Genomic DNA, 12,713 nt, shown 5'->3' on the forward strand with positions numbered 1-12,713 from the left:
AACGCCGGGTACACGACGGAAATGCGAAGGGTTCATGGCGCCGGGGCGGGCGCCATGCCGACAGGTAGCGCCGGGCCATGCCCGGCGGGTGCCGTTACAACAACGCCTTCAACCGGTACAGCGCTTCCAGCGCCTGCTTCGGGGTCAGCTCGTCAGGATCGATCGCCGCCAGCGCTTCCTGCGCCTTGCTCGATGGCGCGGCGAACAGGCCGAACTGCTGCGGTGCATCCAGCGCCTGCGGGGCCACGGCGGCCGCATGGCTTTCGCCACCGCGCTGTTCCAGCTCGGCCAGGCGGCGCCGTGCCTGCGCCACGGTGGCGCGCGGCAGGCCGGCCAGCGCGGCTACCTGCAGGCCGAAGCTGCGGTTGGCCGGGCCGTCCTTCACTGCATGCATGAACACCAGTGCCTCGCCATGCTCGACCGCATCCAGGTGCACGTTGGCAATGCCACTGGCACCGCCTTCGTGCTGCTCGTCGGCCAGCGCGGTCAGTTCGAAGTAGTGGGTGGCAAACAGCGTGTAGCAGCGGTTCTGGTAGGCCAGGTGGCGCGCGACCGCATCGGCCAGGGCCAGGCCGTCGTAGGTGGACGTGCCACGGCCGATCTCGTCCATCAGCACCAGCGAATGCGCGGTGGCGTGGTGCAGGATGTAGCTGGTTTCGGCCATTTCCACCATGAAGGTGGACTGCCCGCGGGCCAGGTCGTCGCCGGCGCCGATGCGGGTGAGGATGCGGTCGATCGGGCCGATCAGGGCGCGGCTGGCCGGCACGAAGCTGCCGATGTGGGCCAGCAGCACGATCAGCGCGTTCTGCCGCATGTAGGTCGACTTACCGCCCATGTTCGGGCCGGTGATGACCAGCATGCGACGGTCCGGGTGCAGGTCCAGATCGTTGGGTTCGAAGGGCTGTTCGCGCACCGCTTCCACCACCGGGTGGCGGCCGCGTTCGATCTTCAGGCAGGGCTCGGCCTGCAGTTCCGGGCGCGCCCAGTCCAGCGCCTGTGCGCGTTCGGCGAAGGCGGCCAGTACGTCCAGTTCGCTCAGCGCGGCGGCGCACTGCTTCAGCGGTTCCAGCTGGCCGCCCAGGGTGTCCAGCAGTTGTTCGTAGAGGTACTTTTCGCGCGACAGCGAACGATCGCGCGCGGACAGTACTTTGTCTTCGAACGCCTTCAGTTCTTCGGTGATGTAGCGCTCGGCATTGGTGAGCGTCTGCCGGCGGGTGTAGTGCACCGGCGCGCGATCGGACTGGCCCTTGCTGATTTCGATGTAGTAACCGTGCACGCGGTTGTAGCCCACCTTCAGGGTGGGAATGCCGCTGCTCTCGCGCTCGCGCAGTTCCAGGTCAACCAGGAACTGGTCGGCGTGGGTGGACAGGCGGCGCAGCTCGTCCAGTTCGGCATCGAAGCCATCGGCCAGCACGCCGCCATCGCTCAGCTTCAGCGGCGGCATTTCGGCAATGGCGCTGGCCAGCAGGTGCGCGCATTCGTCGTGCTCGCCCAGCGCGGCGTGCAGGGTCTGCAGGCGCGGCGAATCCAGCGGTGCCAGCACCTCGCGCACGGCCGGCAGCAGGCCCAGGCCATCGCGCAGGGTGGAAAAATCACGCGGACGCGCCGAACGCAGCGCCACGCGGGTCAGGATGCGTTCCAGATCGCCCAGGCGGCGGAACTGTTCGCGGATGTCCGCATCGCTGCCGCGGTCGATCAGCGTTTCCACCGCATGGTGGCGCTGTACCAGCACATCGCGCAGGCGCAGCGGGCGGTGCAGCCAGCGCCGCAGCAGGCGGCCACCCATCGGAGTGACCGTGCTGTCGAGCACGCCCAGCAGGGTGTTGCGGGTATCGCCGTCCACCCGCGTGTCCAGTTCCAGATGGCGGCGGGTGGCGGCGTTCATCGCGATCGCCTCGCCGGCGGTTTCCATCGCAATGGAGGTCAGGTGCGGCAGGCGCTGCTTCTGGGTTTCTTCCACGTAGCCGAGCAGGGCGCCGGCGGCAGCGGTGGCACGCGGCTTGTCGTCGATGCCGAAACCGCTGAGGTCGTGCAGCTTGAAGAAGGCCAGCAGCTGGCGGCGGCCACTGTCGGCATCGAACAGCCACGGCGCGCGGCGGCGCACACCGGTGCGCTGGCGCAGGAACTCGGGCCAGTTCTCTTCGTCGGGCACCAGCAGTTCGGCCGGTTCCAGGCGGGCCAGTTCGGCTTCCAGCGCGTCGTCGGTTTCCACTTCGTTGACCAGGAAGCGGCCACCGGCCAGATCGGCCCAGGCCAGGCCATAGCCCTGCTTGCTGCGCGACAGCGCCATCAGCAGGGTGTCGCGGCGCTCGTCCAGCAGGGCCTCGTCGGTAACGGTGCCGGGGGTGACGATGCGCACCACCTTGCGTTCCACCAGGCCCTTGGCCAGCGCCGGGTCGCCGATCTGTTCGCAGATGGCCACCGATTCGCCCAGCGCCACCAGCCGCGCCAGGTAGCCTTCGTAGGCGTGCACCGGCACACCGGCCATGGGAATGGGCGCGCCGCCGGAGCTGCCGCGCTGGGTCAGGGTGATGTCCAGCAGCCGCGCCGCCTTGCGGGCGTCGTCGTAGAACAGTTCGTAGAAGTCGCCCATGCGGAAGAACAGCAGCAGGTCCGGGTAGTCGGACTTGGCTGCGAAGAACTGCTTCATCAGCGGGGTGTGTTCGGCGGACTTGTCTTTGGACATGGGGCTCGTGGATCTGGGGTGTCCGCCGCGGGCAGGCCGCAGGGCGGAGACGGGTACAGGGCTGCCCATGGTAACGGCTAGGGGTGGCTCGGCGCGCCCCCGCCAAGCGCCCTCACTGCATCTGCAGGCTGATGTTCGGATGCCCGGCGAAGATCTCCATCACGATCTCGAAGTAGGTTTCGCCTTCGCCGCGCTGCAGCGCCCGAAGTTGTCGCGTGATGGCTGCGGTGTTGAACGTGGCCGTGTTGTCGAGCTTGTCCTTCAGCCATGCCCGGGTGGTGGCTTCACCCAGCGCGTGGCGCGTCTGGGCGATGTCCTTCCAGACCAGCGTTGCCGTGGCGTGCCCGGCCAGCACCCCGTATCCGCCATACAGCAGGTCGTCCAAGGCATCCAGGCTTGGGCCCAGCTGCCAGTCTTCGCCCGCCATGAAGACGCGGTTGATTTCGGCATAGAAGCTGGCGATGTCATGCACGGCGCTGCCTTCCAGCACCAGTTCCAGCGGCGCATCGTTGTGCATGCAGGAGCCTCAATCGACGGTTTCATCACTGTAGCAATGCGGCACGGCGTAGATGAACCGCACATGGCCGTTCAGCGCGCAGTGATCTGGATTTCACCTGTGGTTGCCACCGCCCACGAGACACTTGCGCCATACCGCAACACAGGAGACCGCCATGAATACTTCTATCCGCGTACTGCTGCTGGGCAGCCTTCTGGCAGCGTCGTCGGTTGCCGGTGCACAGACTTATGGCCCGCGCGATGAAGGCCGCAAGTTCAACGACGGCAGCCGCGTGGTGTGCAAGAACGTGGAAGTGCAGCGCAATTCGCGTGACCCGAACCGCATTACCGGTACCGCGACCGGTGCGGTGGTGGGTGGCCTGCTGGGTAACCAGGTGGGCGGTGGCAACGGTAAGAAGCTGGCCACCGTGGCTGGTGCCGTGGCCGGCGGTGCTGCCGGTCGCCAGATCCAGGGCAACCACCAGAGCAAGACTGGCGACCGCGTGGTCGAGCGCCGCTGCGAACGCGTGTACCGATAAACCCTTTGTAGTCCCTTCCACCTGCAGTACCCGAACGCCGGCTTCGTGCCGGCGTTCTTCGTTTGCGCGGGCGTACCACGGGGCCGGGCGGCGGCCTATACTGCGCCAACTTCCAAGGATGAACGCGCTGTGAACGAATCACCCGTTGCTGCGCCGCAAGCCGTGCCCACACCGACCCACGCCGAGCCGGAAGCGAACACCCGCTTCAGCCGGCTGCGCGAGCGTGCGGACGAGCTGGAGCTGTTCATTTCCGGCCTGCTGGCGTTTGCCCTGCTGGCCGTGCCCGGTTATCTGTTCGATGCCTGGGCGCGCAGCAGCCTGCATACCGAAGGCATGTACTTCCAGCTGCTGTGGTTTGCCTTCAGCACGGTGGTGGGCATGTGCTACGTGCTGGCGGTGGCGCTGATCGCGCACCTGACCGTGCGTGGTTACTGGATCGGCCTGGTCGGGCTGAAATCGCATTTCCCCGAGGGCATCGACTGGGCCGCGCTGCAGAAGATGGGACCGGTGTCGCGTGCCTTCCTGCGCGCGCGCGATGGCGGCCTGGACAGCAGCATCCAGCGCGCGGACCGCCTGGCCACGCTGCTGTTCTCCACCACGCTGATCTGCGTGCAGACCCTGGCCGGCACCCTGGTGCTGGCAATGGTGACCTTGGCCATTGCGATGCTGATCGCCTTCCTGGCCGGTGGTTCGGACCAGGTGGCGATGGCGGTGGTGGGCGCGTGCCTGGTGAGCCTGCTGGCGCTGGCCTTCGTGCCCTTCATGCTGGAAAAGGCCATCGCCCGCCGCCACGCACGTGGCCGCGCCAGCGAGGGGCTGGAACGCGCGCTGCAGCGCTTCCTGGCCGGCATGCAGCGGGTGCCGTTGCTGCGCTTGATGCAGACCATGCAGCTGACCATCCAGAGCAACCTGCGCTCGCGCTCGTTCATGGTGGGCTACCTGCTGGCCATCGGCGTGGCGATGGTGCTGGCCGCGGTGCAGGTGGCCGGTTCGGTGAAGTTCTCGCTGTTCAACCGCTACCAGGTGCTGACCGAGGAAGCGGTGGACAACGGCATGCTGAGCGCGCACTACGAATCACTACGTTCGACGCATGATCAGTTGCTGGCCTACCCGATGATTCCGGCCGATACGATCAGCAGTTCGCGCCTGCGGCTGTTCATTCCGCATCGCCCGCAGCGCGACAATCCGCTGGCGCGGCGCTACTGCACGGCCTTGCCCGGGGGCGAGAACAGCGCCGAAGGTGCGCCGGCGGCACGTGCGGCAGTGGACTGCCTGGCCTTGATCTGGACCGTCACCCTGGATGGCAAGCCGGTAAACCTGGCCGACTTCGTGCCGTTCGAGCGCCGCGATCTGGAAATGCGCGGGCTGGTGGGCTACCTGCCGTTGCAGGGCCTGGCGCCGGGCCGGCACGACCTGCACCTGGTCTGGCACGCGCAGGGCGAACGCACGGGGCCCGACCGTCGCCGTGAGTACTGCATTCCGTTCTGGTACACGCCCGACGACAGCAAGAATTAGTCGGAACTGCGTGGCGCGCCGCCGTGCAGGCGCCGGTAGGCCAGCGTGCCGTACAGCAGCAGCAAGCCGCCGAGGGTGATCAGTTCGTGGCGGACATCGGCCAGACTGGCGTCCATCTGGGTCAGGCGCACCATCAGGTTGATGCCGGCGGTGGTGGGCAGCAGCTGCGACAGCCAGACCAGCGGCGTTGGGGTCATCACCGCCGGCCATGACAGGTTGGCCAGGAAGAACAGCGGGATGGAGGTGGCGATGACGTACTGGAACGCGCGTTCGCGGGTGCGGAAGAAGCTGCCGACGAACAGGCCGAAGGCCACGGTGGCGGCGATGAACAACGTGCCGCCCAGCAGTTGTCCCAGCGGGTTGCCGCCGCGCGGGTAGTCCTGCACCCAGGCAGTGAAACCGGCGTAGTAGAACAACCCGAACAGGCCGATGAGGCCAAAGCCCAGCGCCATGCCCAGCAGGGTGGGGCGGTCGAGGCGCAGGCGCCGGCCCAGCGCCAGGCGGCGGCCGCCCAGCAGCACGCCGATGCCCATCAGCAGGGTCTGGTGCACGATCAGTTCGGCCACGCCCGGCACGATGGCGCTGCCGTAGCCTTCCTGGGTGTTGTACAGCGGCCGCTGCACCAGGGTGACCGGTGGTGCCTGCGGCGCGCCCATGAAGGCGGCCTGGGTGACGGCGGCATCGCGCCCGAAGGCGCCCAGCGCATCGGCCACGCTGCCCAGTACCCAGCTGGCGCGGCCCAGATAGGCGCCATTGCCGAGCAGCACCAGTTTCGCGGGGTGGCCGCGCAGGATGTCGCGCTCCAGGTTCGCCGGAATCAGCACGATGCCTTCGGCGTGGCCGGCTTCCAGTTGCTGGCGCGCGCTTTCGATATCGGCCGGTTGCCCGACCACGCGCGCCACGCGCAGCGCATCCAGCGTGCGCAGCAGTTCGCGGCTGGTGGCGCTGTGGTCTTCGTCCACCACCAGCACGGGCAGGTCACCGGCCACCTGGTGGCGATACGCGGCCGGGTAGAAGAACGAGTACAGGATGACCGCGCCGACCATCACCACGATGGCGTAGCGGTCCAGCAGCACGGCCATCAGGGTCTGCCGCAGGCTGCGCCACACCTCGTTCATGCGCTGGCCCTGGCCGCTTGCGTGGCCGGCGTGCTGCGGGCGAAGGCGATCAGCCGTGCGCCGCCGGTGCCGCCGGCCACCACGATCATCAGCAGCAGGGTGGCCAGTGGCCACAGCGATACCGCCAGCGGCGCGCCGACGAACTGCTGCTGGGTCTGTAGCTTGATGTAGGCGCTCAGCGGCAGCAGCAGGTGCCAGATGCGGGTGAACAGCGGCGCATCGATGACCGGGAACGTGGCGCTGGAAAACGCCAGTGCGGTGCCGATGCTCAGGCCCACCGCCGACAATGCGGTGCCCATGTCACGGGTAACGCCGACGAAGAACAGCGCGTAGCTGGCGGTGGCCAGGTAGAACAGCGGCTGTGCCAGCAGCAGCAACAGCACGCTGCCGGCAATGCCATCGCCGCGCAGCCACGCCAGGTAGGCGACACCTGCGGCGCCGTACATGGAAAACAGCAGCACGTAGGGTGCGATCTTGCCCAGCAGCGCCGACCATGGCGTGCGCCCCAGCCAAGCGCGCAGCGTGCCATCGCGGATCTCGCGGCCCAGGCTGCCGGCCACGGCCAAGGCCAGCACCAGCGACAACACCGCCGGGAAGATCAGCGGCAGCAGGAACAGTTCGTAGCTGCGCGCCGGGTTGTAGAGGATGTCCGACTGCACGGCGATGGGCGCGGCGCGCAGCTTGCCGGGGCCGACCTGCAGGCCGATGCGCTCGCGCAGCAGGCGCGCGCCCCAGGCCGATACCGCATCGCCGATATCGCGCGCGGCCGACTGCCCGGTGGTCATGTAGGTGGCGTTGTAATAGGCGAACACCGTGCCCTGGCGCCCGCGCAGGGCCTGGCGGGTGACATCGCGCGGCACCAGCACCACCGCGAACACCTGCAGGCTGCGCAGCTGCGCCTGTGCTTCGTCCAGGCTGGCCGGCTGCGTGGCCACGCGCACGCCGGGGCTGGCATCGAGCATGCGCAGCAGCAGGCGGCTGTCGCTGCTGTGGTCCAGATCGACCACGGCAATGGGCACATCGCGCATGACCGATGCGGAAAACATCCAGACCATCACCGCCAGCATCAGCAGTGGCAGCAGGGTGACCAGGGCCAGGTCGGCACGGTTGCTGCGCAGCGCACGCAGTTCGCGCCGCCATGCAGCGCCGATGCCGGTGCTGTCCGGGTTCAGTCCTGCGGCCATGCGAACAGCACGCTCATGCCGGGCCGGAAGCCTTCGACACGCTGCACCGGGCGTACCCGCACCTCGAAGCTGCGCACGTCGTAGCCCGACGATTGGCGCGTGCTGCGCCAGGTGGCGTAGTCGCCGGCCGGATTGATGAAGTACACCTCGAACGTCGCATCCTTTTCCAGCGCGGGAATCCGGCCCTGCAGGCGGCTGCCGACCTTCAGACCCTGCATCTGCGATTCACGCAGGTTCATCGACACCCACATGCGATCGATGTCGACCAGGGTGAACACCGGGAAGCCGGCCGGCACCAGTTCGCCCGGGTCGGCCATGCGTTTGTTGATCTCGCCGGCCACGGGGGCGCGGCCTTCCACTTCGGCGCGGGCGGCGTTGACTTCGGCCACCGCGCCCTGCGCCTGTTGCACCTGGCCCTGTGCGGCACGCTTGTCCTGTTCGCGTGCGCCGGCCAGGGCCATGTCGTACTGCGCGCGCGCGGCGCGGGCCAGTTCGCGCGAGCTCGTGGCCTGGGCGTGGGCTTCGTCGCGCTTCTGCCGGGTCATCACGCCTTCGTTGAACAGGTTCTGCACGCGGCCGGCGGTGGCCTCGGCCAGGGTGGCACCGGCCTCGGCGCGCTTCCAGTTGGCTTCGGCGGCACGGATGTCTTCGCGGCGCGCGCCTTCGTCGGCCTTGTCGGCCACCGCCTGGGCGGCGGCCAGCGCACCGTGGGCCTGCTGTTCCTTGGCCGCCACTTCCGGGCTGTCCAGCAGGAACACGATCTGCCCGGCCTGCACGCGGTCGCCTTCGCGCACCTTCAGTTCGGCCACGCGGGCGGTGATCTTGGCGGCCACGTTCAGCGTGTCCGCGTCGGCCATGCCCTGGATCTGGTCGGCCGGGCTGCGCCAGGCCAGCCACAGGCCCAGCACCACCACCAGCAGCAACACCACCACCAGGATCAGGCCGGTACGGCGCTTGCCCGGCGGCGTTGCTGCGTCATCGTGCAATACATCACTCATGGTCGATCACCTCGTCCGCGCGCCGCCGGTAGTCTTCGAAACGGTCCATCTGGCCACTGATCTCCAGCAACTGCGCCAGGGCTACGTCGTACTGGTAGGCCGCCTGCGAGCGCTCCACGCGGGCGCCGCCCAGGCCCAGCCGTGCATCGATCACGTCCAGCGATGTGGCCTGGCCCTCGCGGAACGCCAGTTCCTGCAGGCGCAGGTTTTCCTGTGCCTGGGCAATGCTGCTGTCCAGCAGCACGAACTGCTGGCGGGCGGTTTCCAGTTCGTTCCAGGCCTTGCGCACGCCTAGGGCGACCTGGTTCTCGGCTTCGCGCAGGCCGGCCTCGGCCTGCTCCTGCTGCGCACGTGCCGCACCGATCTGCGCCGGCCGCGAGTTGGGCGACAGGAAGGTGTACTTCAGCCCGATGCCGAACGCCCAGTCCGGGTCGGTCAGCATTTCATCGCGGCGGCGGAAGTCGTACTGGCCGAAGGCAAAGATCTGCGGTTTCAGCTTGGCCTGCTGCACGCGCACGCCCTGTTCGGCCTGCGCCACCAGCGCACGCAGGCGCGCAATCTGCGGTTGCCGCGCCTGCGCGGTGCGCTCGAAGCTGGCCACCGGTTCCAGCGGCGCGCGCTGCACGAACAGCGGCGAGGTGGGGCGGACCTGGCCGCCACTGCGCAGCAGGGTGGCCAGTGCGGCCTGCAGCGTGGCCAGATCGTTCACGCTCTTCTGGTACTCGCGCTCGGCCTTGTCGCGGGCCACGGTGGCCTGCAGGCGCTGGGCCCGCGTGGCGAAGCCTTCGCGTTCCAGTTTCTGCGCATCGGACAGATGGCGTTCCAGGCCGTCGCGCACATCGCGGCGCACGTCCACCGCCTGTTCGGCCAGGCGCTGGCCGAAGTAGGCCTGCGCCAGTTGCACGGTGATTGATTGGCGCTGCGCTTCGCGCTCGGCACTGGCCTGTTCGCTGGCGGCGCTGGCTGCGCGCTGCGCCGCGGGAATCACCCCGCCGGTGTACAGCGGCAGTACCGCGGTCACCACCGGGCGGGTGCGCCAGTCGCGTTCGGTGAAGGTCAACGGCGAGTCGATGCCGTAGGCCTCGGCCACCGGTGCCAGCGAGCCCAGCGGCAGGGTAAGGGTCTTCTGGAACTGCAGGCGGCGTACTTCGCCGGTGATCTCGGGCAGGCGCAGCAGGCGGGTGGCTTCCTGCAGTTCCTGCTTGTTGCGCACGCCGGCATCGGCGGCGGCCAGCGCGTCGGACACCTGTTCCAGCCGTTGCCGCGCCTGTTCCCAGTCCAGTGCCGGTGGTGCCGCGCTGTCAGGAAGGGACTGCGCGCCGCCGGCTGTGGGCAGCCACAGCGCACAGATCAGCAGGGGCGCGCCTGCGCGTTGCAGCCACGGGGTGGGGCGATGCCGATGCACGTGGGTCCGTCATCCGTAAAGTGTCCGGCAAAAATTAGTCGGTATGCCGTGAAGCCGTTGTAGGTACCGCGGGTGCGTGCGGCGGAAACTGCAGTACAGTCGCCGCCATGGAACAACGGCTCCGCCATCGTCGACGTGTCTGCCTGATTGCCGCGGCCCTGCTGCTGGTGGTGCAGCCTGTTGCGTTGGCCCAGGCCGAGCCCTCCGACGAAGACGATCAGCCGGCCATCGTGGGCGTGCAGGTGCAGGGCCTGGGCCGGTTCGCGCACGGCGAACAGGTGCCGCTGCCGCGCGTGCTGCAGGCGCTGGGTGCGCCGCTGCAACGCGAGGCGTCGCCATACGAATGCGGCAGTGCATACGATCACGGCGATATCCAGCTGCTGAGCTGGGCCGGGCAGGCTTGGGAAAGCGATGGCCTGACCGCGGTGCTGCGCCGCTTCGAACCGGGGCGCGCGGGCGCGCTGCTGCTGTCCAACGGGCAGCGGATCGATCTGCGCAGTACCGGGGCAAGTGTCATGCAGCAGTTGCCGCGCGCGCACGCCAGCGATGGCACCGTGCATGTGACCGCCGATCCGCGCGGACGCTTCGAGGAGCGCTATGACCTGCGCTTCGATGCGCACGGGCGGTTGTTCCAGGTCGATTACTGGATTGCCTGCTGACATCGCGCGCTGCACGCGCAGGCGGACCTCTCCATTCCATTGGTGCGGTCGTCAGGCGCCGCCTTTAACGAGACAATAACGAACCGCCGCGACACGCCGCGCGGGCCCGTTCGTGGACCTGCCCCCTGTCGCCTTTGTTTTCCGCAGTTTCGCCGCTTCCGGCGCAGGTAGTACGTAATGAAGAATGATCTCCGCCTCCTGCTGTCCCATCTGGGACGCACCTTCCTTTTCGGCTTCATGGTGACCCTGCCGCCCTTGCTGGCCTGGCTGGACATTCATTGGTTGGGCGACGCAGTGGGCGAGTGGTCACTGGTGGAATTGACCCAGGAAGGCTTCCTGGCGGCCAGCGTGCTGGCGTTCGCGCGGTTGGCGTGGCGCCGCGCCGAGGACCGGGGTTTCGCGGTGCTGGCTGCGGCCCTGTTCGCCTGCATGTTCCTGCGCGAGATGGACGAGGCGCTGGACCTGATCGCGCACGGGTTCTGGAAGTATCCGGTGACGTTGCTGATCGTCGGTTCGCTGGCCTGGGCCAGCCGTGACTGGCGCGGTGCCGTGGCCGGTCTGGTGCGCTTTCTCACCTCGCGCGCCGGCACGGTGATGACCATCGGCCTGGTGCTGCTGCTGTTCTACTCGCGCCTGATCGGCATGACCTCGTTGTGGACGGGCTTGCTGGGTGACCAGTACATCCGCGTGTTCAAGAACACCATCGAAGAAACCACCGAGTTGCTGGGCTACACCTTCATCCTGGCCGCCAGCCTGGGCTACCTGGCGCAGCGCGTGCGTGAGCCGCTGGCTGCCCGCGCGCGCAGTGAAGGCAGCGCTGTGCCGATGCAGCAGCGCCCGCTCTAAGGCGCGCGATTCGGTAGAGTCGAGCTTGCTCGACTGCTTTGGCTCTGGCGTTTCGCGCGGCTGTGCAGTCGAGCAAGCTCGACTCTACCAATGGCCAACGGCAGTCGAGCAAGCTCGACTCTACCAACGGTCAGCCATCCGCGCCGGGAACGCCTTCGGCCAGCGGCACGCGACTTCCATCCAGCAGGCCACGGCTCAGCGTTCCGTTTTCAATGAACAGCAGTTCGCCGTTCTCGCCGTTCTTGATGCTGCTGTCGATGGCGATCACCCGGCCGCCGTGGAAAGTGCTCACGTGCGGCATGGAGGTGTGGCCGACCACGATGCGCTTCAGCTGCAGGCGGTCCAGCACGGCCTGCACGCCCTGCGCATCCAGGCGCCCGTCGAAATAGCCGCGGTACCAGATCGGGCTGGTCTTGCCGTCGTACAGCGGGGCGGTGGCCGGGTTGGCCTTTACCTCTGCCTTCGGCGTGCCCAGCGAAGCCTGGTAGGCGTGGTTGGTGGCGGCCGGGTCCAGCGCCAGTTCCACCGCGTCGGGCGAAATGCCGCCGTGCAGGAACAGGGTGTCGCCGATCTTCAGCAGTACCGGCCGCGTGCGCAGCCACTGCCCGATCACCGAATCGGCGCCGTACAGCTGCGGGTAGCTGCGGCCGAGCAGTCGTGCGCTGCGCAGGTACTTGGCGTTGACGTAGCGCAGGTCGTCGTACAGCACCATGGTTTCATGGTTGCCCAGCACGAAGTGCACCGCGCCACCGGCGGCAGCAGCCTGTTGCTGCAGGCCGTACAGCAGCCAGAACGCCTCGGTCACCTACGGGCCGCGGTCGAACACATCGCCGGCAATGACCAGGGTGTCGGTGCCCAGCGCCCAGCGGTCCTGCGCATCGATCACCTTGTTGGCACGCAGCAGGCGCACCAGCAGGCCGTACTGGCCATGGATATCGGACAGGGCGACGATGCGCGGTGCGGCCGGCAGTACCGACACCGAGGGTGCCGCCGGCGGCGCCACGTGCACGCTGTGGGTGTAGCCGCACTGCGGGCTGAAATCGGTGCCGCTGGCAGTGGCGGGCAGGGTGCGCATCTGTACCTGGTCACCACAGATCCACTGCGCGCGCAGCTGCTCGCCCACGCGGAACACATAGGGGCCATCGGCATCCACGTGTTCGGCCGGTGTGGCCACCTCGCGGGCCTGCAGCAGCGGCGCGCCCAGCAGCAGGGCCAGTGGCAGCAGCAGGCGGGCAGGGCGGGACAGGGCACGGTGCAGCATGGTGAGT

General features: G+C 68.2%; 10 protein-coding genes and 1 pseudogene. 4 read left to right on the plus strand and 7 right to left on the minus strand.

What is annotated here, in order from left to right; all coding sequences use genetic code 11:
* Positions 1 to 94: 94 nt before the first annotated feature.
* Positions 95 to 2,686, minus strand: a complete 2,592-nt coding sequence (mutS, locus tag G4G00_RS14240; protein WP_164274513.1) for a DNA mismatch repair protein MutS — start codon at positions 2,684 to 2,686, stop codon at positions 95 to 97.
* Between the two features lie 112 nt (positions 2,687 to 2,798).
* On the minus strand, positions 2,799 to 3,203 hold the full coding sequence (locus G4G00_RS14245) for a barstar family protein (protein WP_108752522.1): 405 nt from the start codon (positions 3,201 to 3,203) through the stop codon (positions 2,799 to 2,801).
* A gap of 154 nt (positions 3,204 to 3,357) precedes the next feature.
* On the opposite strand from G4G00_RS14245, the gene G4G00_RS14250 reads away from it, so the two are divergent.
* Both G4G00_RS14250 and G4G00_RS14255 read left to right on the plus strand, forming a co-directional pair.
* Positions 3,358 to 3,720: a glycine zipper 2TM domain-containing protein gene (locus G4G00_RS14250; RefSeq protein ID WP_108752523.1), complete on the plus strand. Its 363-nt coding sequence runs from the start codon at positions 3,358 to 3,360 to the stop codon at positions 3,718 to 3,720.
* Between the two features lie 129 nt (positions 3,721 to 3,849).
* The gene (locus G4G00_RS14255) at positions 3,850 to 5,235 is read left to right on the plus strand and encodes a hypothetical protein (RefSeq protein WP_164274516.1); all 1,386 of its coding nucleotides are present in this window, start codon (positions 3,850 to 3,852) and stop codon (positions 5,233 to 5,235) included.
* Here the strand turns inward: G4G00_RS14255 and G4G00_RS14260 are convergent.
* From G4G00_RS14260 to G4G00_RS14275, 4 genes are read right to left on the minus strand one after another with little or no spacing between them, the layout of a single operon-like run.
* Entirely contained in the window at positions 5,232 to 6,353 is a 1,122-nt protein-coding gene (locus tag G4G00_RS14260) for an ABC transporter permease (RefSeq protein ID WP_164274519.1), read from the minus strand. The two genes, G4G00_RS14255 and G4G00_RS14260, sit on opposite strands and share 4 nt — an antisense overlap.
* Positions 6,350 to 7,537, minus strand: coding sequence for an ABC transporter permease (locus G4G00_RS14265; protein WP_164274522.1), 1,188 nt, complete (start codon positions 7,535 to 7,537; stop codon positions 6,350 to 6,352). Before G4G00_RS14265 ends, G4G00_RS14260 begins: the two co-directional genes overlap by 4 nt.
* On the minus strand, positions 7,522 to 8,535 hold the full coding sequence (locus tag G4G00_RS14270; protein WP_108752527.1) for an efflux RND transporter periplasmic adaptor subunit: 1,014 nt from the start codon (positions 8,533 to 8,535) through the stop codon (positions 7,522 to 7,524). The genes G4G00_RS14265 and G4G00_RS14270 overlap by 16 nt, the downstream gene beginning before the upstream one ends.
* Entirely contained in the window at positions 8,528 to 9,877 is a 1,350-nt protein-coding gene (locus tag G4G00_RS14275) for a TolC family protein (protein WP_234412369.1), read from the minus strand. The genes G4G00_RS14270 and G4G00_RS14275 overlap by 8 nt, the downstream gene beginning before the upstream one ends.
* A gap of 170 nt (positions 9,878 to 10,047) precedes the next feature.
* On the opposite strand from G4G00_RS14275, the gene G4G00_RS14280 reads away from it, so the two are divergent.
* Together G4G00_RS14280 and G4G00_RS14285 are read left to right on the plus strand one after the other, a co-directional pair.
* Positions 10,048 to 10,599, plus strand: a complete 552-nt coding sequence (locus tag G4G00_RS14280) for a hypothetical protein (protein WP_164274524.1) — start codon at positions 10,048 to 10,050, stop codon at positions 10,597 to 10,599.
* 177 nt (positions 10,600 to 10,776) lie between these two features.
* Positions 10,777 to 11,445 (plus strand): hypothetical protein, encoded by a 669-nt coding sequence (locus tag G4G00_RS14285; RefSeq protein WP_108752529.1) that lies wholly within the window; start codon positions 10,777 to 10,779, stop codon positions 11,443 to 11,445.
* A gap of 130 nt (positions 11,446 to 11,575) precedes the next feature.
* Here G4G00_RS14285 and G4G00_RS14290 read toward each other — a convergent pair.
* Positions 11,576 to 12,706 (minus strand): annotated as a pseudogene (locus G4G00_RS14290) (metallophosphoesterase).
* Between the last annotated feature and the right edge of the window lie 7 nt (positions 12,707 to 12,713).

The organism is Stenotrophomonas sp. B1-1, from assembly GCF_010894375.1.
Lineage (GTDB): Bacteria > Pseudomonadota > Gammaproteobacteria > Xanthomonadales > Xanthomonadaceae > Stenotrophomonas.

Excerpts from the sequence above, each read along its gene's own strand:
- G4G00_RS14250 (WP_108752523.1), top strand. The coding sequence starts at position 3,358 with ATGAATACTTCTATCCGCGTACTGCTGCTGGGCAGCCTTCTGGCAGCG.
- G4G00_RS14245 (WP_108752522.1), bottom strand. The coding sequence starts at position 3,203 with ATGCACAACGATGCGCCGCTGGAACTGGTGCTGGAAGGCAGCGCCGTG.
- G4G00_RS14265 (WP_164274522.1), bottom strand. The coding sequence starts at position 7,537 with ATGGCCGCAGGACTGAACCCGGACAGCACCGGCATCGGCGCTGCATGG.
- G4G00_RS14280 (WP_164274524.1), top strand. The coding sequence starts at position 10,048 with ATGGAACAACGGCTCCGCCATCGTCGACGTGTCTGCCTGATTGCCGCG.
- G4G00_RS14260 (WP_164274519.1), bottom strand. The coding sequence starts at position 6,353 with ATGAACGAGGTGTGGCGCAGCCTGCGGCAGACCCTGATGGCCGTGCTG.
- mutS (WP_164274513.1), bottom strand. The coding sequence starts at position 2,686 with ATGTCCAAAGACAAGTCCGCCGAACACACCCCGCTGATGAAGCAGTTC.
- G4G00_RS14285 (WP_108752529.1), top strand. The coding sequence starts at position 10,777 with ATGAAGAATGATCTCCGCCTCCTGCTGTCCCATCTGGGACGCACCTTC.
- G4G00_RS14270 (WP_108752527.1), bottom strand. The coding sequence starts at position 8,535 with ATGAGTGATGTATTGCACGATGACGCAGCAACGCCGCCGGGCAAGCGC.